Source organism: Caldalkalibacillus uzonensis (assembly GCF_030814135.1).
Lineage (GTDB): Bacteria > Bacillota > Bacilli > Caldalkalibacillales > Caldalkalibacillaceae > Caldalkalibacillus > Caldalkalibacillus uzonensis.
In genome coordinates this window covers 16,969-42,135 of record NZ_JAUSUQ010000012.1, presented here as the reverse complement: position 1 = coordinate 42,135, position 25,167 = coordinate 16,969, and the positions used below count along the sequence as shown (strand labels likewise).

At 48.8% G+C, this 25,167-nt stretch carries 25 protein-coding genes and 2 other annotated features; all 25 genes read right to left on the bottom strand.

Annotation, left to right across the window (positions count from 1 at the left end; translation table 11 throughout):
• Window positions 1-19: 19 nt before the first annotated feature.
• Window positions 20-2,095 carry an elongation factor G gene (gene fusA, locus J2S00_RS14680; protein ID WP_307341351.1) on the bottom strand — a complete coding sequence of 692 codons (2,076 nt, stop codon included), beginning with the start codon at window positions 2,093-2,095 and terminating at the stop codon, window positions 20-22.
• Window positions 2,096-2,133: 38 nt separating this feature from the next.
• A complete protein-coding gene (gene rpsG, locus J2S00_RS14675) occupies window positions 2,134-2,604 on the bottom strand; it encodes a 30S ribosomal protein S7 (protein WP_307341349.1) in 471 nt (156 codons plus the stop codon).
• Between the two features lie 139 nt (window positions 2,605-2,743).
• The gene (gene rpsL / locus J2S00_RS14670) at window positions 2,744-3,157 is read right to left on the bottom strand and encodes a 30S ribosomal protein S12 (RefSeq protein ID WP_307341346.1); all 414 of its coding nucleotides are present in this window, start codon (window positions 3,155-3,157) and stop codon (window positions 2,744-2,746) included.
• 105 nt (window positions 3,158-3,262) lie between these two features.
• Window positions 3,263-3,514 (bottom strand): 50S ribosomal protein L7ae-like protein, encoded by a 252-nt coding sequence (locus J2S00_RS14665; protein ID WP_307341344.1) that lies wholly within the window; start codon window positions 3,512-3,514, stop codon window positions 3,263-3,265.
• A gap of 74 nt (window positions 3,515-3,588) precedes the next feature.
• Window positions 3,589-7,233: a DNA-directed RNA polymerase subunit beta' gene (gene rpoC, locus J2S00_RS14660; protein ID WP_307341341.1), complete on the bottom strand. Its 3,645-nt coding sequence runs from the start codon at window positions 7,231-7,233 to the stop codon at window positions 3,589-3,591.
• 61 nt (window positions 7,234-7,294) lie between these two features.
• Complete coding sequence (gene rpoB / locus J2S00_RS14655) at window positions 7,295-10,825, bottom strand: DNA-directed RNA polymerase subunit beta (protein ID WP_307341338.1); 3,531 nt, start codon at window positions 10,823-10,825, stop codon at window positions 7,295-7,297.
• A 243-nt stretch (window positions 10,826-11,068) separates the two neighbouring features.
• A complete protein-coding gene (locus J2S00_RS14650; protein ID WP_307341335.1) occupies window positions 11,069-11,671 on the bottom strand; it encodes a class I SAM-dependent methyltransferase in 603 nt (200 codons plus the stop codon).
• Between the two features lie 97 nt (window positions 11,672-11,768).
• Complete coding sequence (gene rplL, locus J2S00_RS14645; RefSeq protein WP_307341332.1) at window positions 11,769-12,134, bottom strand: 50S ribosomal protein L7/L12; 366 nt, start codon at window positions 12,132-12,134, stop codon at window positions 11,769-11,771.
• 109 nt (window positions 12,135-12,243) lie between these two features.
• Window positions 12,244-12,756, bottom strand: coding sequence for a 50S ribosomal protein L10 (gene rplJ / locus J2S00_RS14640; RefSeq protein ID WP_307341327.1), 513 nt, complete (start codon window positions 12,754-12,756; stop codon window positions 12,244-12,246).
• Window positions 12,757-12,776: 20 nt separating this feature from the next.
• Window positions 12,777-12,947: a sequence feature (ribosomal protein L10 leader region), on the bottom strand.
• Between the two features lie 58 nt (window positions 12,948-13,005).
• Entirely contained in the window at window positions 13,006-13,701 is a 696-nt protein-coding gene (gene rplA / locus J2S00_RS14635; RefSeq protein ID WP_307341325.1) for a 50S ribosomal protein L1, read from the bottom strand.
• A gap of 124 nt (window positions 13,702-13,825) precedes the next feature.
• Complete coding sequence (gene rplK, locus J2S00_RS14630) at window positions 13,826-14,251, bottom strand: 50S ribosomal protein L11 (RefSeq protein ID WP_307341323.1); 426 nt, start codon at window positions 14,249-14,251, stop codon at window positions 13,826-13,828.
• Window positions 14,252-14,355: 104 nt separating this feature from the next.
• Window positions 14,356-14,889 (bottom strand): transcription termination/antitermination protein NusG, encoded by a 534-nt coding sequence (gene nusG, locus J2S00_RS14625; protein ID WP_307341321.1) that lies wholly within the window; start codon window positions 14,887-14,889, stop codon window positions 14,356-14,358.
• 36 nt (window positions 14,890-14,925) lie between these two features.
• On the bottom strand, window positions 14,926-15,141 hold the full coding sequence (gene secE / locus J2S00_RS14620; RefSeq protein ID WP_307341318.1) for a preprotein translocase subunit SecE: 216 nt from the start codon (window positions 15,139-15,141) through the stop codon (window positions 14,926-14,928).
• A gap of 49 nt (window positions 15,142-15,190) precedes the next feature.
• Window positions 15,191-15,340 carry a 50S ribosomal protein L33 gene (gene rpmG / locus J2S00_RS14615; protein ID WP_307341315.1) on the bottom strand — a complete coding sequence of 50 codons (150 nt, stop codon included), beginning with the start codon at window positions 15,338-15,340 and terminating at the stop codon, window positions 15,191-15,193.
• A gap of 158 nt (window positions 15,341-15,498) precedes the next feature.
• Entirely contained in the window at window positions 15,499-16,143 is a 645-nt protein-coding gene (locus tag J2S00_RS14610) for a methyltransferase domain-containing protein (RefSeq protein ID WP_307341312.1), read from the bottom strand.
• Between the two features lie 100 nt (window positions 16,144-16,243).
• Window positions 16,244-16,858, bottom strand: a complete 615-nt coding sequence (gene sigH / locus J2S00_RS14605) for an RNA polymerase sporulation sigma factor SigH (protein ID WP_370875884.1) — start codon at window positions 16,856-16,858, stop codon at window positions 16,244-16,246.
• Between the two features lie 117 nt (window positions 16,859-16,975).
• A complete protein-coding gene (locus J2S00_RS14600; RefSeq protein ID WP_307341306.1) occupies window positions 16,976-17,491 on the bottom strand; it encodes an NYN domain-containing protein in 516 nt (171 codons plus the stop codon).
• 6 nt (window positions 17,492-17,497) lie between these two features.
• Window positions 17,498-18,241 (bottom strand): 23S rRNA (guanosine(2251)-2'-O)-methyltransferase RlmB, encoded by a 744-nt coding sequence (gene rlmB / locus J2S00_RS14595; protein WP_307341304.1) that lies wholly within the window; start codon window positions 18,239-18,241, stop codon window positions 17,498-17,500.
• The gene (locus J2S00_RS14590; protein WP_307341301.1) at window positions 18,238-18,663 is read right to left on the bottom strand and encodes a Mini-ribonuclease 3; all 426 of its coding nucleotides are present in this window, start codon (window positions 18,661-18,663) and stop codon (window positions 18,238-18,240) included. The genes rlmB and J2S00_RS14590 overlap by 4 nt, the downstream gene beginning before the upstream one ends.
• Window positions 18,664-18,669: 6 nt before the next feature.
• A complete protein-coding gene (gene cysS, locus J2S00_RS14585; protein ID WP_307341298.1) occupies window positions 18,670-20,061 on the bottom strand; it encodes a cysteine--tRNA ligase in 1,392 nt (463 codons plus the stop codon).
• On the bottom strand, window positions 20,042-20,713 hold the full coding sequence (epsC, locus tag J2S00_RS14580; protein ID WP_307341295.1) for a serine O-acetyltransferase EpsC: 672 nt from the start codon (window positions 20,711-20,713) through the stop codon (window positions 20,042-20,044). The genes cysS and epsC overlap by 20 nt, the downstream gene beginning before the upstream one ends.
• A gap of 66 nt (window positions 20,714-20,779) precedes the next feature.
• Window positions 20,780-21,071, bottom strand: a binding site (T-box leader).
• Window positions 21,072-21,160: 89 nt separating this feature from the next.
• Complete coding sequence (gltX, locus tag J2S00_RS14575) at window positions 21,161-22,633, bottom strand: glutamate--tRNA ligase (protein WP_307341656.1); 1,473 nt, start codon at window positions 22,631-22,633, stop codon at window positions 21,161-21,163.
• Between the two features lie 46 nt (window positions 22,634-22,679).
• Complete coding sequence (gene ispF, locus J2S00_RS14570) at window positions 22,680-23,162, bottom strand: 2-C-methyl-D-erythritol 2,4-cyclodiphosphate synthase (protein ID WP_307341293.1); 483 nt, start codon at window positions 23,160-23,162, stop codon at window positions 22,680-22,682.
• Entirely contained in the window at window positions 23,134-23,853 is a 720-nt protein-coding gene (ispD, locus tag J2S00_RS14565) for a 2-C-methyl-D-erythritol 4-phosphate cytidylyltransferase (RefSeq protein WP_307341290.1), read from the bottom strand. The genes ispF and ispD overlap by 29 nt, the downstream gene beginning before the upstream one ends.
• 99 nt (window positions 23,854-23,952) lie before the next feature.
• On the bottom strand, window positions 23,953-25,053 hold the full coding sequence (locus tag J2S00_RS14560) for a PIN/TRAM domain-containing protein (protein ID WP_307341286.1): 1,101 nt from the start codon (window positions 25,051-25,053) through the stop codon (window positions 23,953-23,955).
• Window positions 25,054-25,167: the final 114 nt, after the last annotated feature.

Here is a 25,167-nt window from a genome sequence, read left to right as displayed (position 1 = left end):
CTTGCAATAGGTATACCCTTTAGGCGTTTGACTTTTCAATGATCTCATCAGCAATGGATTTCGGTGCTTCCTCATAATGATCAAAGACCATGGTGTATGTTCCCCGGCCTTGGGTGCGGGAACGGAGTGCTGTTGCATAACCAAACATTTCGGACAGTGGCACCATGGCCCGAATCACTTGGGCGTTACCACGCGTATCCATACCTTCGACACGTCCGCGGCGGGAGTTGATGTCACCCATCACGTCACCCATGTATTCTTCAGGTACAACCACTTCTACTTTCATAATGGGCTCGAGCAAGACAGGGTTACATTTTTTGGCTGCTTCTTTCAAAGCAATGGAGGCAGCAATCTTAAAGGCCATCTCACTGGAGTCCACATCGTGATAACTTCCATCAAAGAGGGTTGCCCTTAAGTCAACCATGTGATAACCGGCTAAGACACCATTTTGCATGGCTTCTTCGACACCTTGCTGTACGGCAGGAATGTATTCTTTAGGCACAACCCCACCGACAATTTTGTTCACAAATTCGAAGCCTTGTCCTCTTTCCAGCGGTTCGAATTCGATCCATACATGGCCGTATTGACCGCGTCCGCCGGACTGGCGAATAAACTTCCCTTCCACTTTGGCCGGTGTGGTAAAGGTTTCTTTGTAGGCCACTTGCGGGTTGCCCACATTTGCTTCCACTTTGAACTCCCGTTTCAGACGATCTACGATAATGTCCAAGTGAAGCTCACCCATACCGGCAATGGTGGTTTGTCCAGTTTCTTCGTCCGTTTCCGTACGGAAAGTGGGGTCTTCTTCAGACAGTTTTGCCAGGGCGATGGCCATTTTCTCCTGGTCCGCTTTGGTTTTGGGCTCAATGGCCAGCTTAATCACGGGCTCTGGGAAAGTCATAGACTCTAAGATAACCGGGTTTTTCTCATCGCACAATGTATCACCCGTTGTGGTATCTTTCAAGCCAACCGCAGCTGCAATTTCACCGGCATAGATTTCGGAGATTTCTTCCCGGTGATTGGCATGCATTTGCAGGATACGCCCAATGCGTTCCCGTTTGCCCTTCGTAGAGTTGAGCACGTAAGAACCGGATTTCAGTGTACCGGAGTAAGTTCGGAAGAATGTTAGTTTACCCACATAGGGATCAGACATAATCTTGAAGGCCAGAGCAGAAAACGGTCCGTTGTCATCAGCCTCACGAGTGACTTCCTCCTCGCTATCCGGCAGCACACCTTTAATGGCCGGAATATCCAGCGGGGAAGGTAGGTAATCGACAACGCCGTCTAGTAAAAGCTGAACGCCTTTGTTCTTGTAAGAAGAACCACAGAACACAGGATAAAATTCAAGGTTACATGTTCCTTTACGCAGCGCAGCCTTGATTTCTTCAACGGTCAACTCTTCACCTTCAAGATATTTCATCATTAATTCTTCATCAGTTTCAGCCACGGTTTCAATCAAATGCGTGCGCCATTCCTCAGCTAACTCCTTGTAATCATCGGGAATCTCCCGGGCTTCACTGCGTGTGCCCAGATCATCCAGGTAGTAATAAGCTTTCATGCTCACAAGGTCAATAATCCCTTCGAAGGTGTCCTCTGCCCCAATGGGGAGCTGCACCGGAACCGGCTTGGCTTGCAAGCGGTCTTCAAGGGTTTTGACAGAAGCTAGGAAATCGGCACCCACCGTATCCATCTTGTTGACGTAAACAATACGAGGCACATGGTAAGTGGTCGCCTGGCGCCAAACTGTTTCAGTTTGCGGCTCAACCCCGCTTTTAGCGTCTAGAACTGCCACTGCACCGTCCAATACTCGCAGCGAACGCTCAACTTCAACGGTGAAGTCGACGTGCCCAGGCGTATCAATAATATTGATCCGGTGACCCTTCCATTGTGCAGTGGTTGCAGCCGAGGTGATCGTAATACCACGCTCTTGCTCTTGTTCCATCCAGTCCATGGTTGCCGCACCTTCATGGACTTCTCCAATTTTGTGCGTGCGGCCGGTATAGAACAGGATGCGCTCGGTCGTGGTTGTTTTCCCTGCGTCAATATGGGCCATGATCCCGATATTGCGCGTTTTCTCTAAGGAGAACTCCCTAGGCATACCTTCTTCTCCTTTCTTGAGCAGTATATAGCATCCGCTTACCAGCGATAGTGGGCAAATGCTTTGTTGGCTTCAGCCATCTTGTGTGTATCTTCACGCTTTTTAACCGCTGCTCCCGTATTGTTGGCCGCATCAATAATTTCGGCAGCCAAACGCTCTTCCATCGTTTTCTCCCCGCGCAGACGGGCGTAATTGACAATCCAGCGCAAACCTAAAGAGATGCGTCGTTCAGGGCGAACCTCAACGGGTACTTGATAGTTGGCACCACCCACGCGGCGTGCCTTAACTTCAAGCACGGGCATCACATTTTTAAGCGCCTGGTCAAAAACTTCCATTGGATCTTTGCCTGTCCGCTCACGAACAATATCGAAGGCACGGTACAGAATGCGCTCAGCTTTCCCTTTTTTTCCGTCTTTCATAATGCGGTTAATCAAGCGGGTAACCAGCTTGCTGTTGTAAATTGGATCTGGTAGTACGTCTCGACGTGGTACAGGACCTTTGCGAGGCATCGTGTCTCCCTCCTTTATGACCATAGTGGGGCCGAACGGCAACGGCTCCTTCCGCGCCATCCGGCTCTTCCCTTTATCCTACATATCCTTTAACTTGTAACCTTATTTAAAATCAATGTTATTAAAGATCAATGCCGGCTTATTTCTTGGGCCGCTTCGTACCGTATTTGGAGCGACCTTGTTTGCGGTCTTGAACACCAGCGGTATCCAAAGCCCCACGCACAATGTGGTAACGAACACCAGGCAGGTCCTTCACACGCCCGCCGCGGATCAGCACCACGCTGTGCTCTTGCAAGTTGTGGCCGATACCAGGGATATATGCCGTAACCTCAATGCCGTTGGTTAAGCGCACACGTGCATACTTACGCAGGGCAGAGTTCGGCTTTTTGGGGGTCATGGTACCTACACGTGTACATACACCACGTTTTTGAGGAGAACTTTGATTGGTTTGCTCCTTGCGGAAGCTGTTATAGCCTTTTTGCAGAGCAGGTGATTTGGACTTGGTCACTTTTGCTTTGCGGCCTTTGCGTACAAGCTGATTGATGGTTGGCATATTGACACCTCCTTCCAATTCATGCACACAGATCCGGGCGGTTCATCCAAGACACAAGTAAAGTTTTTGTCCAGGCGGTTTGCCGCCTGAACAAAAACATCCTGTTTATGCCTTTTCGATGACGACGCTGGCGGCACCGACATCAATGCCGCATACTTTGCCAAGTTTGCGCATGGAATCAACATAGCTGACAGGAACTTGATGGTTTTCGCATGCGGTTTGAATGCGAGAAATCAGGTGCGGATCAGCATCTTGGGCGATGATCACCTCTTCTGCTTCTCCCCGCTCAACCGCTTTTAATGTTTGCTTTAAGCCCACTTTAAATTTTTGTGCCTGCTTTACTTTTTCATAAGACATAAGCATCCTCCAAAGTCACAGGACTTTCTGACACACAATTGATATAATATCATCCTCAAGTTTGCCTGTCAATATCATTTTTCAATGGCCACTGGTTCATCCTGATCCACTTCCGGTGCTTGAATTTTCTCACCTTCCATGGTTTGTTCTTGGGCTGCATGAACCACCTTGGTCATACGGTAACGGGCCATTCCTGTTCCGGCCGGAATCAGCTTGCCGATAATCACGTTTTCTTTCAGGCCCAACAGTGGATCACGTTTTCCTTTAATGGCTGCATCGGTCAAGACACGCGTGGTTTCCTGGAAGGACGCAGCCGACAGGAAGGAGTCCGTTTCAAGGGAAGCTTTGGTAATCCCCAGCAAGACAGGCCGCGCTGTCGCCGGACGGCCGCCTTGGGCAAACATTTTGGTGTTGGCTTCCTCATATTCGTGGATGTCGATAAACGCGCCGGGCAAGAGATCTGTATCGCCGGGGTCAATGACGCGCACTTTGCGCAGCATCTGACGAACCATCACTTCAATATGTTTGTCGCCAATTTCAACCCCTTGCATACGATACACTTTTTGAACCTCTTTTAACAGATAGGTTTGTACACCGCGTACTCCTTGGACTTTAAGCAGTTCCTTGGGATCCACGGAACCTTCGGTCATATCCTGGCCGGCATTCACTTTGTCACCCACACTCACCTTCAGACGGGAGCCGTAGGGCACAGGGTAACTGCGGGCTTCCACTTCCCCTTGGACGACAATTTCACGGCGGTCTTTCACTTCCTTGATCTCCGTCACTTCACCGTCCACTTCAGAGATAACCGCTTGCCCTTTCGGGTTGCGGGCTTCAAACAATTCCTGCACACGGGGCAAACCTTGGGTGATGTCATCACCTGCAACACCACCGGTGTGGAAGGTGCGCATAGTCAACTGGGTACCTGGTTCCCCAATGGATTGGGCGGCAATAATGCCTACCGCTTCACCAATTTCCACCATGTTACCAGTGGCCAGATTACGTCCGTAACACTTCTGACAGACACCGTGTTTGGTACGGCAGGTAAAGACACTGCGGATACGCACCTTGTTGATGCCGGCCTGCTCAATTTGGGCAGCAATATCTTCCGTAATTAATTCATTGGGGTGGACCAGCACTTCACCGGTTTCCGGATGCTTCACCGTCTCGAAAGCCACACGGCCCACAATCCGCTCGGTCAGCGATTCAATCACTTCACGCCCATCTTGCAAGGCAGTGACGTCCACACCCTGGTCTGTACCGCAATCCTCTTCGCGGACAATCACGTCTTGAGCCACGTCAACCAGACGGCGGGTCAGGTAACCGGAATCTGCAGTCTTCAAGGCCGTATCAGCCAAACCTTTACGCGCCCCGTGAGTGGAGATAAAGTACTCCAACACCGTTAAGCCTTCCCGGAAGCTGGACTTGATAGGCAATTCAATAATCCGTCCCGACGGGTTGGCCATCAAACCGCGCATACCGGCCAGCTGGGTAAAGTTAGAGGCGTTACCACGGGCGCCAGAGTCAGCCATCATAAAGATCGGGTTCAGCTGATCCAGTGACTTCATCAGTTTCTCCTGGATCTCATCCTTGGCCTTGCTCCAGATGGAGATCACTTTGTCATACCGCTCTTCTTCGGTAATGAGACCGCGGCGGAACTGCTTGGTCACGACTGCCACTTCTTTTTCGGCCCGTTCCAAGATCTCTTTCTTTTCGCCCAAAACCACAATATCGGCGATACCAATGGTAATACCGGCCTTGGTGGAGTAAGAGAATCCCAAATCTTTCAAGCGGTCCAGCATTTTGGATGTTTCGGTAATCTGGAAGCGCTTGAACACCTCAGCAATGATATCCCCCAAAAATCCTTTCTTAAACGGGGGCACAAGCGGCATTTCAGCAATCTTTTCTTTGACATTGACACCTTTGTCAAAAATGAAGTATTTATCAGGGGTGTTGTGCTGCAAGTTTTCTTTGGTCGGTTCATTAATGTACGGGAACGATTCAGGCATGATCTCATTAAAGATAATTTTGCCCACGGTCGTAATCAATAACGCATCTTTCTGTTTCTCAGTAAAAGCCGCTTTGTTCAAAGAGCTGGCTTTAATGGCGATGCGGGTATGCAGGTGAACGTAACCGTTGTGGTAAGCTGAGATGGCTTCTGCAGGGCTGTAGAAAATGCTTCCTTCTCCGATCGCCCCCGCTCTTTCCATGCTGATGTAATAGTTGCCCAGCACCATATCCTGTGACGGTGTCACAACCGGTTTGCCGTCTTTGGGGTTTAAAATGTTTTGGGCCGCCAACATCAAGATGCGTGCCTCAGCTTGGGCTTCGGCCGATAACGGCACGTGAACGGCCATCTGGTCACCGTCAAAGTCCGCATTGTAGGCCGTACACACCAATGGGTGCAGTTTAATGGCCCGCCCTTCAACCAAGATCGGTTCAAAAGCCTGAATCCCTAGACGGTGCAAGGTGGGAGCGCGGTTTAACAGCACCGGATGCTCTTTAATCACATCTTCCAGAACATCCCACACCTCAGGATTGACACGCTCTACTTTACGCTTGGCACTTTTAATGTTATGGGCGATTTCACGGCGGACTAGCTCCTTCATGACAAAGGGCTTAAACAACTCCAAGGCCATCTCTTTGGGTAAACCGCACTGGTACATTTTAAGTTGCGGACCTACGACAATAACGGAACGGCCGGAGTAGTCCACACGTTTCCCGAGCAAGTTTTGACGGAAACGCCCCTGCTTCCCTTTCAGCATATGACTGAGCGATTTCAGCGGACGGTTGCCCGGGCCGGTTACGGGGCGGCCGCGGCGGCCGTTATCAATCAAAGCATCAACAGCTTCTTGTAACATCCGCTTTTCATTTTGAACGATGATTTCCGGAGCCCCAAGATCTAGAAGACGCTTTAGGCGGTTGTTACGGTTAATCACCCGGCGATACAAATCGTTCAGGTCGGATGTGGCAAAACGGCCACCGTCCAGCTGGACCATCGGGCGCAGCTCAGGGGGAATAACCGGCAAGACATCCAATATCATCCACGACGGATCATTATTGGAATGCCTAAAAGCTTCAAGTACCTCCAACCGCTTGATGGCACGGTTGCGCCGCTGGCCCTGGGCTGTCTTCAGTTCTTCCTTCAGCATCTCCACTTCTTTATTAAGATCAAGATCCAAGAGCAGCTCCTTAATCGCTTCGGCACCCATTCCCGCTTTAAAAGCTTGACCGTATTTTTCACGGTAGCTGCGATATTCCTTTTCAGACAGCAGCTGCTTCTTTTCCAGAGGCGTTTCACCGGGATCGATGACCACATAAGAAGCAAAGTAAATCACTTCTTCCAAAGCCCGGGGGCTCATATCCAACGTTAAGCCCATGCGGCTCGGAATGCCTTTGAAGTACCAAATATGAGAGACAGGGGCTGCCAATTCGATATGCCCCATTCTCTCCCGGCGTACCTTGGAGCGCGTCACTTCTACGCCACACCGGTCACAAACAACCCCTTTGTAACGGACGCGCTTGTATTTACCGCAGTGACACTCCCAATCTTTGGTGGGGCCAAAGATCTTCTCACAAAACAATCCTTCTTTTTCCGGCTTCAACGTACGGTAGTTGATCGTTTCCGGTTTTTTAACTTCCCCGTAGGACCAGGAGCGGATTTTATCCGGTGACGCTAATCCAATTTGCATATACTCAAAATTATTAACGTCGATCAAGGAGCATACCTCCCACGTTTGTCAGGTTTAGTCAGTTATCCTTCACGTGCAAGACGCCGCCTTATTTCGCTTCTTGGGCTTCAGCGCCGGCCTGATTGCCTTCCCCTTGGTCTTCATCCTCATCAAATTCCAGCATGCTGATCTCCTGCTGGTCAGAGGAAAGAATCTTCACATCCATGCCCAGGCTTTGTAACTCTTTGATTAAAACCTTAAATGACTCAGGGACCCCAGGCTCAGGTACATTCTCCCCTTTGACGACGGCTTCATAGGTTTTGACACGGCCAATCACATCATCCGACTTGACGGTTAAGATTTCTTGCAAGGTGTAAGCCGCACCATAAGCTTCAAGCGCCCATACCTCCATCTCTCCGAAGCGCTGGCCGCCAAACTGTGCTTTACCACCCAGGGGCTGCTGAGTGACCAGCGAATAGGGGCCGGTTGAACGGGCGTGAATTTTGTCATCCACCATATGAGCCAGTTTAATCATATACATCACACCGACAGAAACGCGGTTGTCAAATGGCTCCCCTGTCCTTCCGTCATACAGCACAGTCTTGCCATCTTTGTCCATCCCCGCTTCTTCCAGTGTTTGCCATACATCTTCCTCGGTGGCCCCGTCAAAGACCGGACTGGCCATGTGTTCCCCGAGCAAGCGTCCGGCCATGCCAAGGTGCAGCTCAAGGACCTGCCCAATATTCATCCGGGAGGGGACCCCTAATGGGTTAAGCATCACATCAAGAGGTGTACCGTCAGGCATATAGGGCATATCCTCCACAGGCAAGATACGGGCGATAACACCTTTGTTACCATGCCGCCCTGCCATTTTGTCCCCTTCGGAAATTTTCCGTTTTTGGGCAATGTAGACACGAACCAGCTGATTAACGCCTGGAGGCAGCTCATCGCCATTTTCACGGGTAAACACCTTCACATCGAGCACGATGCCTGAACCCCCGTGAGGTACGCGCAGGGAGGTGTCGCGCACTTCCCGGGCTTTTTCGCCAAAGATGGCATGCAACAGGCGCTCCTCAGCGGTCAGCTCGGTGACCCCTTTGGGCGTCACTTTGCCCACAAGGATATCCCCATCCTTGATTTCAGCACCGATGCGCACAATGCCGCGCTCATCCAGGTTCTTCAAAGCATCTTCACCCACATTAGGAATGTCGCGGGTAATCTCTTCCGGACCCAGCTTAGTATCCCGGGCTTCCGACTCATATTCTTCAATGTGAATGGAGGTGTACACGTCATCCTTAACCAGGCGCTCACTTAAAATAACGGCATCCTCAAAGTTGTACCCTTCCCAAGTCATAAAGCCAACCAGCACATTCTGTCCCAAGGCCAGTTCGCCCTTTTCCATGGAAGGGCCGTCGGCAATGATATCCCCTTTTTCAATCCGGTCGCCTTCCTTGACAATGGGGCGCTGGTTATAGCACGTGCCTTGGTTGGAACGCATAAATTTTAGCAGCTTGTATTTATCCAGTTGGCCCTTTGTTTCCTTACCGTTTACCTCTTCCACACGGCGGACCCAGATCTCCCTGGCGGTGACCCGTTCCACAATACCGGGGTATTTAGCAACCACAGCAGCACCTGAATCTTTCGCCGCCTTGTACTCCATGCCGGTGCCCACAATAGGAGCGCGGGGCGTTAATAGCGGTACAGCTTGCCGCTGCATGTTAGCACCCATTAAAGCCCGGTTAGAGTCATCATTCTCCAGGAAAGGAATACAAGCCGCAGCAACAGAGACCACTTGTTTGGGTGAGACGTCCATATAGTCTACGCGGTCCTTGGATACGGTTAATATTTCCTCTTTATAACGGGCCACAATCTCATCTGACTTAAAGTTCCCTTCCTCGTCAAGAGGGGCGTTGGCTTGGGCAATCACATAGTTGTCTTCTTCGTCCGCTGTCAGATACTCTATATGATTGGTAACCCGATGGGTTTCAGGGTCCACTTTACGGTAGGGCGTCTCAATAAAACCATACTCATTGATGCGAGCGTAGGTAGACAAAGAGTTGATCAAACCAATGTTCGGTCCTTCAGGCGTCTCAATGGGACACATCCGCCCATAGTGGGAGTGGTGAACGTCGCGCACCTCAAATCCTGCCCGTTCCCTGGTTAAACCACCGGGTCCGAGGGCAGACAAACGACGTTTGTGGGTTAACTCAGCCAACGGGTTGGTTTGATCCATAAACTGGGATAACTGGGAGCTGCCAAAAAATTCTTTGACAGCAGCAATCACCGGTCTGATATTGATCAACGCCTGCGGCGTGATTGCATTCACATCCTGAATGGACATCCGTTCGCGAACAACCCGTTCCATACGGGCTAATCCAATGCGGAACTGATTTTGTAACAGCTCGCCAACTGAACGCAAACGACGGTTGCCCAAGTGGTCAATATCATCAGTGTTACCGATCCCGTGCAGCAAGTTGATGAAATAGCTAACGGAAGCAATAATATCCGCAGGTGTAATATGCTTTACTTTTTTATCTACTTGGCCGTTGGCAATGATGCGCACGATTTCGCCACTTTCATCTTCCCGGGGGGAAAACACATCGATGGTTTGCACATTGATCTCATCTTCGATGACGCCGCCGTAAGGCTTATATTTACGCAATCCAGCCCCCTTTTCCAAATAGGGCATGATCTTATCCAATGTGCGCCGGTCAATCAGTTGGCCAGCTTCGGCAATGATTTCCCCTGTTTCGGCATCCACCAAGGTTTCTGCCAAGCGCTGGTTAAACAACCGGTTCTTGATATGCAGTTTCTTGTTGATTTTATAGCGTCCCACACTGGCTAAATCATAGCGCTTGGGATCAAAGAAACGGGATTCCAGCAAACTTTTGGCATTTTCCACTGTCGGCGGTTCGCCTGGGCGCAGGCGCTCATAGATTTCAATCAGCGCCTTTTCGGTGGAATCGGTATTATCCTTCTCCAAGGTCTGACGCAGATACGGGTCTTCTCCTAAAAGATTAATAATCTCGTGATCGCTGCCAAAGCCGAGGGCACGGAGCAGGACAGTAACCGGGAGCTTGCGTGTTCTATCAATGCGGACATAGATCACATCTTTGGCATCAGTCTCTAACTCAAGCCACGCTCCGCGGTTGGGGATCACGGTGGCTGTGTAACCTACTTTACCGTTCTTATCCACTTTCTCACTATAATAGACACTGGGGGAGCGTACGAGCTGGCTGACAATGACACGCTCGGCACCGTTGATAATAAATGTGCCGGTGTCAGTCATGAGCGGGAAGTCGCCCATAAACACGTCTTGCTCTTTAACCTCACCTGTCTCTTTATTAATCAAGCGCACCTTGACGCGCAAGGGTGCGGCGTAAGTCACATCGCGTTCTTTAGACTCATCAACCGAGTATTTGGGCTCTCCTAAGCTATAATCAATAAACTCTAAGACAAGATTGCCTGCAAAGTCTTCAATGGGGGATATTTCTTCGAACAATTCTTTTAAACCTTCGTCCAGAAACCATTGGTAAGAGGCTTGCTGAACTTCAATCAGGTTGGGAAGATCCAGTACCTCCTTAATGCGCGCATAACTTCTTCTTTGGCGGTAGCGTCCGTATTGAACAAGCTGAGCCATCTTCTCACCCCTCATTGTTTGTAATCTCCAAAACACAAAAAAGGATCAGCTTACAGCTTAAGAGACCCTGGTTGAATAGACATGCTCTATTGTATTAGGGTGCCCGAAAAAAATAACGTTCATACCTTTTTCAGGACAACCTCTTGACAAACGCCAAAAAGTCTTTCTCACTGAGCATATTATATTTCGCATTTTATAACAATAACACAAATCAAGTGGACAGTCAATCATTTTATTGAAAGGTCATGATTTGATGGCTTTTATAATGCGATACCCTTTCTTCTTCTCTACTTCCTCCACTTGCCCAAAGAGGTTTTCCAGCTTTTTAACCGCAGAAGGCGCACCTTGCTTCTTCTGAATGACAACCCATAATACGCCACCAGGCTCTTTCAGTACGTCATAGCTTTGTTCAAACAGACGGAACACCACCGCTTTTCCAGCACGGATGGGAGGGTTGGTCAGGACAGCATCAAACGGCTTTCCTTTGACCGCTTCTAAAAGGTTGCTCTCTATCACTTTGACATTGTGAATATCATTCAACCGGGCATTTTTTTGTGCAAGTTCTACAGCCCGGCGATTAATATCCACCATCACCACCTGGCGCCGGGCCGATTCCTTGGCCACCGCCAGGCCAATAGGGCCATAGCCGCAACCCACATCCACGATGGTTCCCTCCCAGGGCAGTTTAGCTGTTTCAATTAACAGACGGGTCCCGAAATCAACCCGTTTTTTGGAAAACACACCCTGGTCAGTATACAGTTTTAACGGTTGCCCCTTCAGCGTCACTTCTATCAATTCCAAGCGATGCCCCACTTCAGGGTTCTGGGAATAGTAATGTTCGGTCATCCGTCACAAGAGACCTCCTTCAATACAAAAAAACGTTTCGTTATTTGTTTAGAATAGGCAAAAAACCCGCTGTCTCGCAGCGGGTTTCCCTGGGTGCTTATTTAAGTTCGATGGTGGCACCTGCTTCTTCAAGCTTGGACTTAATTTCTTCAGCTTCCTCTTTGGATACGCCCTCTTTAATCGGTTTCGGCGCTTCATCAACAAGGGCTTTAGCCTCTTTTAAGCCAAGGCCTGTAATTTCACGAACAGCCTTGATCACGTTAATTTTGGACGCTCCAGCGTTGGCCAAGATCACATCAAATTCAGTTTGCTCTTCTTGAGCAGCACCTGCAGCAGCGGCACCAGCAACAGCAACCGGAGCAGCAGCTTCAACACCAAATTCTTCTTCGATCGCTTTCACTAATTCATTCAGTTCAAGAACAGTCATTTCTTTCAGCGCATCAATGATTTGTTCTTTAGTCATGACATTAGCCTCCTTAGAATGGTTTTTTCACATTCATGTCAATTTGGATTAATATTAGGCATACCGCCCGGCAAGCCTCTTAACCGTCTTGCCTGTTGATAAGGCAGGTTTATGCTTCCGCTTGTTCACCCGCTTCTTCTTTCTGCTCAGCCACAGCTTTAACTGCAAGCGCGAAGTTGCGGATAGGGGCTTGCATCACGCTGAGCAACATAGCCAGCAATCCTTCGCGGGAAGGCAGGTCAGCCAGTTCTTCCACTTTTTCTTTGCTTACAATTTGCCCTTCAACGACACCGGCTTTGATTTCCAGTGCATCATGATCCTTGGCAAACTTGTGCAAAATTTTGGCTGCCACAATCGCATCTTCCGGGCTGAAAGCCATCGCCGTGGGGCCCACCAAATACTGATCAAGATCGGTTAATTCAATCGATTCTGTTGCCCGGCGGGCCAGGGTGTTTTTATACACCTTAAATTCACAGCCAGCTTCTCTTAATTGTTTGCGCAATTCGGTGACAGCCGCAACATCAAGGCCACGGTAATCAACCAAAACAGTTCCTTTGGACTCGCGCAGTTTGGCGGCAATATCTTCAACAAGCTGCTTTTTTTGCTCCAGTGCTGTTCCCATTCTCACACCTCCTAAGCAAATGTCCCAATTAAAAAATCCTTCGCCTGTAGACAGACGAAGGATAGGGATTTCTCTCGGGCAATGCTGGATCTGTACTGACCAGCAGCATGAAGAAAAATCTGACCCACGCCTCGGAAGGAAATTAAGCCCTCTTGGGCACCTTCTGTCTACGGCATGTCTAAGCATGATGCTATTCAGTTAAACACAAACAAGATGCTATCATTTTGAGCGGTAAAAGTCAAGTTTATCTTAACTGGCAAATTTCGTTGTGGTGACACGAACGCCAGGACCCATCGTTGAGCTCAATGATACATTACGCAGGTAGGTGCCTTTGGCCGCAGCCGGCTTGGCTTTGATCAAAGCTTCCATCACTGTGTTAATGTTATTGATTAATTTGGCTGTGTCGAAGGATACTTTACCAACGGGAACGTGAATGTTACCAGATTTATCGACACGGTACTCAATTTTACCGGCTTTAATCTCTTCCACAGCTTTAGCTACTTCGAATGTCACCGTACCTGTTTTGGGGTTGGGCATTAACCCTTTCGGTCCCAACACACGCCCCAGCTTACCAACCTGAGCCATCATGTCGGGGGTAGCCACAACCACATCAAATTCAAACCAGCCTTGGTTAATTTTATTGATCAGATCCTCATCCCCAACATAGTCAGCACCAGCTTGTTCAGCCTCCTTGGCTTTTTCTCCTTTGGCGAAAACCAGTACACGCTGGGTTTTACCAGTGCCGTGGGGCAACACAACAGCTCCGCGGATTTGCTGGTCAGCTTTTTTAGGATCAACACCCAATTTCACGGCTAATTCTACCGTTTCGTCAAAATTGGCTGTAGCCGCTTTTTTAACCAACTCTACAGCTTCTTCTAAATCGTATGTTTTTTCCTTGTCAATCAGCTTCACAGCTTCTTGGTATTTTTTGCCTCTTTTAGCCATGATTTATCCTCCTTAAGTGGTATTAGCGGTTTAACCTCCCACGTGATTGAAGGGCAATGTGAGGCAGGAGGCGAAACCCAGGAACAGGTTCTGCCCCTCCCCCGCCAGCCTGCCTCGCTCTGCATCAGTCTTCAATAACGATACCCATGCTGCGTGCTGTGCCTTCTACCATGCGCATGGCAGCCTCCACATCGGCAGCATTCAGGTCAGGCATTTTCATCTCAGCAATTTCACGTACCTTGTCCCGTTTGATGGTTGCCACTTTTGTTTTATTCGGTTCACCTGACCCAGATTCAATGCCAGCTGCTTTCTTCAGGAGCACAGCGGCAGGCGGCGTTTTGGTTACAAAGGTGAAAGAACGGTCTTCATATACCGTAATCTCCACAGGAATGATTAAACCCGCTTTATCTTGTGTTTGAGCATTAAACTCTTTGCAAAATCCCATGATGTTAATCCCAGCTTGACCCAAGGCAGGACCAACGGGCGGTGCAGGATTCGCCTTGCCGGCAGGGATTTGCAGTTTGACTACTTTGATGACTTTTTTCGCCACAGCAAAACACCTCCTTAACCCTAGAACATATAAAAGTTAACATAACTCCGGCGAAGTTTCAATCTTTTTTGCAAAAAATATGGGAGCCGGGCAAGAGGAAAATTTTACACTTTTTCCACCTTGGCAAAGTCCAGCTCGACAGGTGTCTCCCGCCCGAACATATTCACTCTGACTTTCACTTTTTGTTTCTCGTCAGAAATGTCTTCAATGGTACCTACAAAATCGGCAAACGGACCCTCTTTTACTTTGACATTATCTCCTACGCGGAAGTCAACTTTCACTTTCGGTTCGTGAATACCCATCTGCTTGAGAAGGGCATCGACCTCTTCCGGTAGAAGGGGAGTGGGTTTGGAGCCGCCGCCGTAGGAGCCGATAAACCCTGTTACCCCGGGGGTGTTGCGCACCACATACCAGGAGTCATCGGTCATAATCATCTCGACCAGCACATAGCCGGGAAACTTCTTCTTCATCACTTTTTTCTTTTGACCGTCTTTAATCTCGGTCGTTTCCTCCTGAGGAACCAACACCCGAAAGATTTTGTCGGTCATTTGCATCGTTTCTACGCGCATTTCCAGATTTTTTTTGACCTTGTTTTCATAGCCGGCATACGTATGCACCACATACCATCTTTTTTCCATCATGAGTCGGACGCTTTGTCCAATCCTCCCTTTGGATTAATTTCCAAAGAATAGCTGCAGCAGGCGAGACAGCCCCAGATCAATAATCGCAAAGTACACCGTGACAAAGGCAACGGTCACTATCACAACAAGGGTATAGTTAACCATTTCCTTCCGGTTAGGCCAGCGTACCTTTTTCAATTCTAACCAACAATCGCGGAAAAAAGTCCCTGTTTTTTTAAAGCCTCTGCCAATTCTGGCCAGAAAACCCATACTGCCACCCCCAATTCCTCAATCATCACTCATAACCTAACTAAACAGGTTACTTGGTTTCACGATGCAAGGTGTGCTCATTGCAAAACTTGCAATACTTTTTCATCTCAATGCGCTCCGTATTGTGGCGTTTATTTTTTTCGGTCGTGTAGTTACGTTGATGACATACGGTGCATGCCAGTGTCACTGTAACACGCATCAGGCACTGCCTCCTCTCATTAAGACTTCATCTATATCACTGAGAGCGTTCATTGATTTCCGGGCAAACAAAAAACGCATGCAAAGACATGCCTACCCACATACTTTAGCACAGTTTGGCCAAACATGTCAATTTAACCCCTTGACATTGGAGGTGGCTTATTTAACGGCAACAGCGATACCGATGGCATACCTGACGCCAGGACGGCAAGTCAGGAGCCGTCCGCTCTCCTCCTCCGCTCGCTCTATGGCCACACCTGTTTGCAGATAATATTGAACGTCGGCAAACGGCGTAAAAAGTTCAATAAACTCGCCTTGAGTGAGTTGATGGACATGGAACGGAGTGCGGCACGGTTTACCCCTTCCTTGCCCAAACGGGGTGGATAGAACAAGCGTCCCTCCCGGTTTCAGCATGTGGTAGAGTTGGTGCATAAATTGGCGGTCATCAGGGAGATGCTCAAGGGTTTCAAAGCTGATAATGGTGTCAAACAGCCCCAGTTTGTCCGGCAAAGCAGGATCGAGCGCATCCTCCTGCCGGTAGTTGATCAAGGGGTGATGGTACTGCTTGAGCGCATACTCGATTGTTTGGTGGTCATAATCAACTGCCACCAGCTCCTTAATCGATTTGCGCCTAACCTTGGCCATCATAAAAGCACCATACCCTGACCCGCAGGCAATATCCAGTACACGCCCCCGCAGGTAAGGAATGGCAAACGAATACCGGGCCAAATGTTCCAAAAGCAGGCTGTTCATCGGATTCATCAACTCCGGAATGACACGTTCTCCCGTATAGTTTAACCCCATTCTGTCCACCGCTTTTACTTAAATTTTTAAACTATCATAGCATAACAAAGTAACATAAAAAAAACACCAAACATGAGCATTTCCTGCCTGGTGTTGTGGCTTATGCGTTTTCTTCCCGCACTTGCAAATAGCGCTCCAGTTTACGTTTCACCCGCTGCAAGGCATTATCAATCGATTTGACGTGACGATTCAGGTCGACGGCAATCTCCTGATAGGACCGGCCATCCAAATAGAGCATTAACACCCGGCGCTCCAAATCACTTAAAATTTCACTCATCTTCACTTCAATGTCATCAAATTCTTCCTGGTTGATGATCAATTCTTCCGGATCCGTTACCTTTGTGCCACAGAGGATATCTAGCAAGGTGCGGTCTGACTCTTCGTCATAGATGGGCTTGTCCAAGGAAACATAGGAATTAAGAGGGATATGTTTCTGACGGGTGGCGGTTTTTATGGCCGTAATCATTTGCCGGGTAATGCACAGTTCCGCAAACGCTTTAAACGAGGTCAGCTTGTCCTCCTTATAGTCACGAATGGACTTGTACAGACCGATCATACCTTCTTGGATGATATCTTCACGATCAGCGCCGATCAGAAAGTAGGAACGGGCTTTGGCTCGAACAAAACTTTTGTATTTGTTAATCAGGTACTCAAGCGCCTTTAGATCGCCTTGCTTAATCAGTTCAACCACTTCTTCGTCAGGTAGCTGTTCCAAGTCAAGAACTTGGCTGTCTTTTTCCTGGCACTGTGCGCGCAACGTGATCCCTCCGAGCCCCTCTTTTGATGTGTATGTTATATTATACCGGAGCCCGTAAACCGCGTCAACACAAGGCTAGCTTTCTCTTCTCCACTTTTCGAAAATTTCAGCCATCTCCTTCGTAAGCGGAAATTTAGATTTGGGTTTTTGTTGATATTTTTCTTGGACGTCTTGCCGGATTTTGACCTCTACATTATTAAGTTCCATCAACAGTTCCCGGGCTGATTTGCGCAAGGCCCCTTCAGCAAAGATGACCCGCTGTTCGGTGTAGTCGGAAGTGGCCACATAAATTTGACGCTGGACACGTTTTAAGCGACGAACCAGCTTTTCAATACATTCGTCGGCCGTTTCTTTTTCTCTCGTATAAATCACTTCAATTTTGCGTTCCTTGTACACCTTGCCGACACCAGGAACCAAATGGGCATCGAAAACAACGTAGACCTTTGTTCCTGTATACCCCTGATAATCAGCAAGTTTATCAATCAGCCAATCCCTGGCATCTTCCAAACGGTCCCGAGCAAAGGGCAACCCCTCTTCCGCTGCGCCAATAATGTTATAGCCGTCAACAATCAATATTTCCTCCACGGCCATCCTCCCCTATGAAACAGGGTGGCGCTGGCGGTAAACTTCATACATTAACAGTGAAGCGGCCACAGAGGCATTGAGTGAACTGACCTGGCCAGCGAGCGGAATCTTCACATGATAATCGCACTTTTCACGCAGCAGGCGGCTGATCCCTTTGCCTTCATTGCCAATGACCACGGCCGTTGGTATGGTAAAATCAGCCTGGCGGAAGTCCTGTTTAGCATCAGCATCCGTCCCACATACCCACATCTGCCTCGCTTTTAGTGCTTCAACGGTTTGCGCCAAATTGGTCACCCTGGCAACAGGCACATAGTGAATCGCCCCAGCTGATGTTTTGGCCACAGTAGCTGTCAGGCCTGCCGCCCGCCGCTTGGGTATGATCACTCCGTGTATCCCCACGGCATCTGCCGTCCGCAAAATGGAACCCAGGTTATGGGGATCCTCTATCCCATCCAAGATGAGCAAGAAAGGGGGTTCCCCTCTCTCTTCGGCCCGGCGGAACAGTGTATCCAGATCAGCGTATTGGTAAGCAGCCACAAAGGCCAAGACACCTTGGTGGGCCATCTCTCCCGTCACTTGATCAATCTTTTTCTTGGGCACATGTTGAATAACGATGCCTTGTTCCTTAGCAAGGCGGATCAAGTCTTTAATCCAAGCACTCTTTGTTTCTTGAGCAATCCATATTTTGTTGAGCGGATGCCGGGCACGCAAGGCTTCCAGCACCGGATTTTTTCCTGCAATCCATTCCTGCGTCACGCTTCGTTCCCATCCCCTTCTATGATGGCATAGGCTTCTTTAATCAATGCCTCCAGTCGCTCCAGACGATTGTCCAAGTATAAGTAACCCACCAAGCTTTCAAAAGCTGTACCCAAGCGATATGTGGCCAGGTTGGTATGTTTGGGGACGGTGCGCACCTTAGCATTCCGCCCCCGCTTCACAATCTCCAATTCTTCCTCCGTCAGCACGTTTTGTTCTAACCAGCTGCTCATGACTTTGGCTTGTGCTTTGGCCGACACATAGCGGGTTGCGGCCTGATGCAGGCGGTGAGACTGGGTTTTGCCCAACTCGAGCAGATGCATACGGACGTAGACCTCATAGACGGCATCGCCCACATAAGCCAATGTTAATCCGTTATACAAGTGTGGTGATTGGGGTAAATTGAACGTCGTCTTTAACATTGATCATCACTTTCTGCGCCAGCGCACACCTTGAGGGGTGTCTTCCAGAATAATGCCTTGGGCCGCCAATTGGTCACGGATACGGTCCGCTGTCGCAAAATCCCTGGCTTGGCGGGCCCGAGAGCGTTCCTCAATCAACCGTTCAATCTCTTCATCCAACAGGCCGGTTTCTTCTTCTAACTTAAGGCCCAGCACATCAGCCAGTTCCACCAATGTGTCCCGGAAAGCTTTTAACTGGGCGGGATTTGCCTCTCCCTGATTCAGATAAGTGTTCGCTTCTCTGGACAGTTCAAACAGCACGCTGATAGCATTAGCCGTGTTAAAATCGTCATCCATGGCCTCCTCAAACTTGGCTTTCCATTTGGTCACAGTCTTTGTCTTTTTGGCGTTAACGGAAACATCTTGACCAAGGGCATGATCCAGATTGGCCACGGTGGTTTTCAACCGTTCCATGCCATTCTCAGCCTGGGCCAACAGTTCCTCGCTATAGTTAATCGGACTGCGGTAATGCCCGCTCAGCATAAAGAAGCGGAACACTTGTGGATCATGCCGCTCGAGGAGCTCATTAACCCTAATAAAATTGCCAAGTGATTTAGACATTTTTTGGTGATTGATGGTCAGCATGGCATTGTGCATCCAGTACCGGGCTAAAGGTTTGCGGGTCAATCCTTCCGTCTGGGCAATTTCATTTTCATGGTGGGGGAATGTCAAGTCCGCTCCTCCGCCATGGATATCAATGGTGTCTCCCAGATACCTTTTTATCATGGCTGAACATTCAATATGCCAGCCGGGCCTTCCTTTGCCCCAGGGACTTTCCCAGTACACTTCACCAGGTTTGGCTTTTTTCCATAAAGCAAAATCGAGGGGAGACTCCTTCTTCTCGTTCACATCCACACGGGCGCCGGCCAGTAATTCATCCGTATTTTGATGAGACAGCTTGCCGTACTCCTTAAACTTGTGGGTGCGGTAGTAGACGTCACCGTCAGCCTCATAGGCCAGCCCTTTATTGATCAGCTCTTGAATAAAAGCGATAATCTCCTCCATATTTTCTGTGACCTTAGGATGGGCTGTGGCCGGCTTAATATTCAGTTTTTCGGCCACATCCACATAGGCTTTGATATAGGTCTCTGCGATCTCTTGGGCCGATGTGTCTTCTTCCTGGGCAGCCTTAATAATTTTATCATCCACATCAGTAAAGTTTTGGATATAGGTCACCTTATAGCCCTTGTATTCAAAATAGCGGCGCACGGTATCGAAAAAGATGGCCGGACGGGCGTTGCCAATGTGGATGTGATTGTACACTGTCGGACCGCACACGTACATTTTCACTTTGCCCTCTTCTAGAGGCACAAAGGGTTCTTTGGCACGCTGCAAGGTATTATAAATCTTGATGGACATGGACACCCGTTCCTTTCTTTAATTCTTCCACTTCTTTTTTCAGTTTATTTATTTCCTGTTCCATATGACGCAGCATATCTGCGACAGGGTCAGGCAAGTTGACATGATCCAAATCATGGGGAATGCGTTCCCCGTCCTGAACCACCACCCGTCCCGGTATGCCAACCACCGTGGAGTTAGGCGGCACATCTTTCAGCACCACAGACCCGGCCCCCACTTTGGAATGGTGGCCAATAGTAATGGACCCCAGCACTTTGGCTCCGGAGGAGATCAGCACATGGTCTTCAATGGTGGGGTGACGCTTTCCTTTTTCTTTCCCTGTCCCCCCCAGCGTAACACCTTGATAAATGGTGACATAATCCCCGATTTCACATGTTTCCCCAATGACAACTCCCATGCCGTGGTCAATAAACAAACCTTTGCCGATTTTGGCTCCGGGATGAATTTCGATTCCAGTAAGAAAGCGGCTCAATTGGGAAATAAACCGGGCCAAAAAGAAAAATTTACGCTTATATAAGGCATGGGCCAGCCTGTGAAACCAGATGGCATGCAAGCCGGAATAAGTCATGACCACTTCAAACGTGCTTCTGGCTGCCGGATCCCGGTCAAACACAGCTTGAATATCTTCCTTGATCGTTTTCCAGAAAGACATGGCAATCCCCTCCTTACGATTCCGAGTAGTTATGAAAGGCGCAAAATCAAAAAACCGCCTCTGCCTGACAGAGACGGTTTAACCCGCGGTTCCACTCTGTTTAAACATTCCCTTTGGCCTCGATTCTAGACAGGCAGCACAACGGGTACTGCTGTTAGGCAGAGAGAATGTTTCTCTTCATTGTGATAACGGGGGTCTCCCGGCAAAGTTTACTGGTTCACCTTCAACTTTGCACTCGAAGGGGCATTCCCATAAAGCGGTGTGAGCTACTTCCAGCCGCATAGCGTCCTGATCCGCCATGGGTAGCTCTCTCTGGGACACGGTCCTTTATGGTACTCTTCCTTCTCATCGCGTTGCCATATGCTAGCCTGAGCCGCTGTCCTGGTATGGATGCTATTAGTTTATGCGTCAAAGTGTCAAAGTTTTATGGTGATTATAACACGAATATTAAACGGTTTGCAGCTGTTTTAAAGCCTCCCGCAGACGGGAGCGGACTTTATCCCGGCCCAATAAGGTTAACGACTGGGTTAAATCCGGGCCATGGGCTTGACCTGTACAGGCGACCCGAATGGGCATAAACAGTTTCTTGCCCTTTGCTCCTGTTTCTTTTTGAACCGCCTTAATCGCTTGCTTGATGTTATCCGCCTCAAACGGATCCACTTGCTCCACCTGCGCTAAAAACGATTGCAAGACAGCCGGTACTTGCTCCTCGCTTAAGATGGTCATCGCTTCGGAGTCATAAGTGATCTCTTCCTTAAAGAACAGAGCGGCCAGCTTGGTAATTTCGGCTCCGTAACGCATCTGCTCCTGATATAAGAGAATGAGCTGTGTGGCCCATTTATGTTGCTCCGGTGTCAACTCCTGCGGCAAATAACCTTGCTTCTGCAAATAAGGCAGCGCTAGCTCAACCACTTCATCGGCTGAAAGCTGTTTAATATAATGGTTGTTCATCCAAGCCAGCTTATTGGCGTCAAACACAGCCGGGCTTTTGGACAGGCGTTTTTCATCAAACATGCGGATAAATTCTTCACGGGAAAAAATCTCTTCCTCCCCTGCTGGAGACCAGCCCAACAGCGTAATAAAATTGAACAGGGCTTCCGGTAGATAACCTAACTCGTGATATTGCTCAATAAACTGAATAATCGTTTCATCCCGCTTGCTTAACTTCTTACGGTTTTCGTTGACAATCAGGGTCATGTGACCAAACGTGGGGATCTCCCACCCCAAAGCTTCATAGATCATCATTTGCCGTGGCGTGTTGGAAATATGGTCTTCCCCACGCAGCACATGGGTAATCTCCATCAGATGGTCGTCCACGACAACGGCAAAGTTATAGGTGGGCCAGCCGTCTTTCTTAACGATGACAAAGTCACCAAAATCACTGGATTCAAAACTAATCGGTCCCTTGACCATATCGTTAAAGGTATACGTTTTGTTTTCCGGAACCCGGAAACGGATACTGGGCTTTCGGCCTTCCGCTTCCAAGGCTTGCTGTTCTTCCGCCGTCAGATTTCGGCATTTACCGGAATAGCGCGGCATGATGCCTTGCGCTCTCATCCTTTCACGCTCTCTCTCCAGTTCCTCTTCCGTACAATAGCACTTATAAGCCAAACCTTGATCCATCAACATTTGGGCATATTGCCGATAAATGTCCAGGCGCTCGCTTTGCCGATAAGGACCATAGGCACCGGGCTTGTCAATACTTTCATCCCAGTCAATCCCCAGCCATTTCAGATAGTTCAGCTGGTTGATTTCACCACCTTCCACGTTGCGCTTCTGGTCCGTATCTTCAATGCGAATGACAAATTGGCCCTGGTAATGGCGGGCAAATAAATAATTAAACAGCGCCGTTCTGGCATTGCCTATATGTAAATGCCCGGTTGGGCTTGGCGCATAGCGCACTCTTACTTGTTTCATCAGCTTCACCTTCCAACATATAATCATAGCATGTCCAACAGGCCCATCGTCAAGGCGTACCAATTAAGAGGACAACGGCCTGAGCAGCAATCCCCTCTTCCCGGCCGCAAAAACCCAGCTTTTCCGTCGTTGTTGCTTTAATATTAACCTGTGTTTCCTTGCCCTGGCAAGCTTTGGCGACACGTTTCACCATCTGGGGAATATACGGGGCCAGCTTCGGCTTCTGGGCGATGATGGTGGCATCCACATTACCCAGGGAATATCCTTTTTCTTGGGCCAACTGCCACACCTGACACAACAGCTGATAGGAATCAGCATTGAAGTAAGCCGGGTCCGTGTCTGGAAAATGCCGGCCAATGTCTCCTTCTCCAATGGCACCCAGGATGGCGTCACTAATGGCATGCAATAAAACATCGGCATCTGAATGGCCCAACAATCCCTTGTCGTAAGGGATGTTAACACCGCCAATGATGAGGGGACGCCCCTCCTGTAACTGGTGCACGTCAAAGCCCTGTCCTATTCGCATCATCATGCTCTTCACTCCTCTTCAGTATGGAACGGGCCAACTCAATATCTTCGGGTGTTGTCAATTTTATATTATACTCGCTTCCCGGGACAATATAGACAGCGCGGCCCATTGCTTCCACCAAAGCCGCATCGTCCGTTGCCTCCCTGTTCTCTCGTCTAGCTTGCTGGTGGGCTTCCATGATCAGCCCGTATCTAAACCCTTGCGGTGTTTGGGCCGCCCACAACCTGGAGCGTTCCAAGGTTTTCTCAATGAGCCCATTTGTTGCCACTTTGATTGTATCTTTGACCGGAACAGCCAAAACGCCTGCCTCATGCTGCTGGACAGCATCCACCAACTGCCCAACATGTTCCTCGGTCACAAATGGACGGGCACCATCATGAATCAAAACGATATCCGGTTTGCTTTTACCTGCGGCTTGTAAACCGAGAAAGACGCTTTCCTGGCGCTCTTTCCCGCCAGTCACCACCTGGCTCACTTTACTCAAACCATGCTGTTTAACCAGTTCTTGGACTAAATTCAAATCCTCTTTCCCCACAACAACGGTGAGCTCTGTGATGCAGTTAAACTGTTGCCAACGGGACAAAGTGTGTATCAACAGCGGTTTTCCGTTTAAATCCAAAAAGGCCTTGTTTTTGCCCAAGCCCATGCGCCTACCCTTCCCGGCAGCCACAATAATCCCACTGACTTTCATCATATTCTCCTTCCTAGCTTACTTTATTGTAGCAAAAGATATCCCGGACCAACAGAGAAAAAATGGCTGTTGCCGAGGCAACAGCCATGGTACTTCATCACATTATAAGGCCTTTTCATACACTTTGGGTTTGGCGAAGATCATCCGTCCTGCCGAGGTTTGCAGCACACTGGTCACCAACACATCAATTTTGCTGCCAATGTGCTCCCGGCCACCTTCCACTACAATCATCGTGCCATCATCCAAATAAGCCACGCCCTGTCCTTGCTCTTTTCCGTCTTTGATCACCTGGACGGTCAGTGCTTCACCTGGCAGGACAACAGGTTTAACAGCATTGGCCAAATCATTAATGTTCAGCACGGGTACACCTTGTAACTCACACACTTTATTCAGATTGAAATCATTGGTCACGACTTTACCATTCAACACTTTGGCCAGGCGGATCAATTTGCTGTCCACCTCATGTACATCCTCAAAATCCCCTTCATAAATAAGCACTTTAACTGACTTTTCCTTTTGAATGCGATTGAGCACATCTAATCCTCTGCGGCCTCTGTTGCGCTTTAAGTCATCAGAGGAATCAGCAATATGCTGTAACTCCTCCAGCACAAATCCGGGGATGACGATGGTTCCTTCAATAAACCCCGTTTGGCAGATGTCAGCGATGCGTCCATCAATAATCACACTGGTATCCAAAATCTTGTGGTCGCCCCCCTCTGGGGTATTTGCTTTCTTTTCTTTGCCCAAGCGCCCCAGTGTGAAAAGCGTAATCATTTCGTCGCGCTTCTTAAAACCAATTTGAAATCCGATATAACCGAAACAGATGGCAAACAAGGCGGGCAACACCTGGCTGGCGACCGGAATGTTATTGAAGGGAAAACTGAGCAGAAATGCAATCAGCAAGCCGACGATCAGGCCCATGACCCCAAAAAACAAATCAGCCACAGGCGTTTTAAGCAGGCGCTCCTCAGCCCAGCTCATCACATTGACAACGTATTCAGCCAACCACACCGATAGTAAACCAAATAAAACCGCACCTAAAAGAGCATATATAATTGCGTTGACCACACTTTCCTCAATCAAGGAATCGGATAAACCCAGATTTAATAGCGTTTCTAACATGGCCATGACTTGCGCCCCGAAATAAAAACCTAAAATGGCGCCAACAAAAGCCAGGAAAACTTGTATCATCCGTTTTAACATGGCTGTCACCTCCTTCTATCATTATTAACAAAATTTCCAAATCAAAACCTCATTTCAAGCATATTATTCGCCCACTTTGAAAAAAATGCGCCCATAGGGGACGCATGAGCCATT

Excerpts from the sequence above, each read along its gene's own strand:
- fusA (WP_307341351.1), bottom strand. The coding sequence starts at position 2,095 with ATGCCTAGGGAGTTCTCCTTAGAGAAAACGCGCAATATCGGGATCATG.
- rpsG (WP_307341349.1), bottom strand. The coding sequence starts at position 2,604 with ATGCCTCGCAAAGGTCCTGTACCACGTCGAGACGTACTACCAGATCCA.
- rpsL (WP_307341346.1), bottom strand. The coding sequence starts at position 3,157 with ATGCCAACCATCAATCAGCTTGTACGCAAAGGCCGCAAAGCAAAAGTG.
- J2S00_RS14665 (WP_307341344.1), bottom strand. The coding sequence starts at position 3,514 with ATGTCTTATGAAAAAGTAAAGCAGGCACAAAAATTTAAAGTGGGCTTA.
- rpoB (WP_307341338.1), bottom strand. The coding sequence starts at position 10,825 with ATGGCTCAGCTTGTTCAATACGGACGCTACCGCCAAAGAAGAAGTTAT.
- J2S00_RS14650 (WP_307341335.1), bottom strand. The coding sequence starts at position 11,671 with ATGACCGAACATTACTATTCCCAGAACCCTGAAGTGGGGCATCGCTTG.
- rplL (WP_307341332.1), bottom strand. The coding sequence starts at position 12,134 with ATGACTAAAGAACAAATCATTGATGCGCTGAAAGAAATGACTGTTCTT.
- rplJ (WP_307341327.1), bottom strand. The coding sequence starts at position 12,756 with ATGGGAACAGCACTGGAGCAAAAAAAGCAGCTTGTTGAAGATATTGCC.
- rplA (WP_307341325.1), bottom strand. The coding sequence starts at position 13,701 with ATGGCTAAAAGAGGCAAAAAATACCAAGAAGCTGTGAAGCTGATTGAC.
- nusG (WP_307341321.1), bottom strand. The coding sequence starts at position 14,889 with ATGGAAAAAAGATGGTATGTGGTGCATACGTATGCCGGCTATGAAAAC.
- secE (WP_307341318.1), bottom strand. The coding sequence starts at position 15,141 with ATGGGTTTTCTGGCCAGAATTGGCAGAGGCTTTAAAAAAACAGGGACT.
- rpmG (WP_307341315.1), bottom strand. The coding sequence starts at position 15,340 with ATGCGTGTTACAGTGACACTGGCATGCACCGTATGTCATCAACGTAAC.
- J2S00_RS14610 (WP_307341312.1), bottom strand. The coding sequence starts at position 16,143 with ATGGGGTTAAACTATACGGGAGAACGTGTCATTCCGGAGTTGATGAAT.
- J2S00_RS14600 (WP_307341306.1), bottom strand. The coding sequence starts at position 17,491 with ATGGCCGTGGAGGAAATATTGATTGTTGACGGCTATAACATTATTGGC.
- J2S00_RS14590 (WP_307341301.1), bottom strand. The coding sequence starts at position 18,663 with ATGTTAAAGACGACGTTCAATTTACCCCAATCACCACACTTGTATAAC.
- cysS (WP_307341298.1), bottom strand. The coding sequence starts at position 20,061 with ATGTCCATCAAGATTTATAATACCTTGCAGCGTGCCAAAGAACCCTTT.
- epsC (WP_307341295.1), bottom strand. The coding sequence starts at position 20,713 with ATGTCTTTCTGGAAAACGATCAAGGAAGATATTCAAGCTGTGTTTGAC.
- ispF (WP_307341293.1), bottom strand. The coding sequence starts at position 23,162 with ATGATGATGCGAATAGGACAGGGCTTTGACGTGCACCAGTTACAGGAG.
- ispD (WP_307341290.1), bottom strand. The coding sequence starts at position 23,853 with ATGATGAAAGTCAGTGGGATTATTGTGGCTGCCGGGAAGGGTAGGCGC.
- J2S00_RS14560 (WP_307341286.1), bottom strand. The coding sequence starts at position 25,053 with ATGTTAAAACGGATGATACAAGTTTTCCTGGCTTTTGTTGGCGCCATT.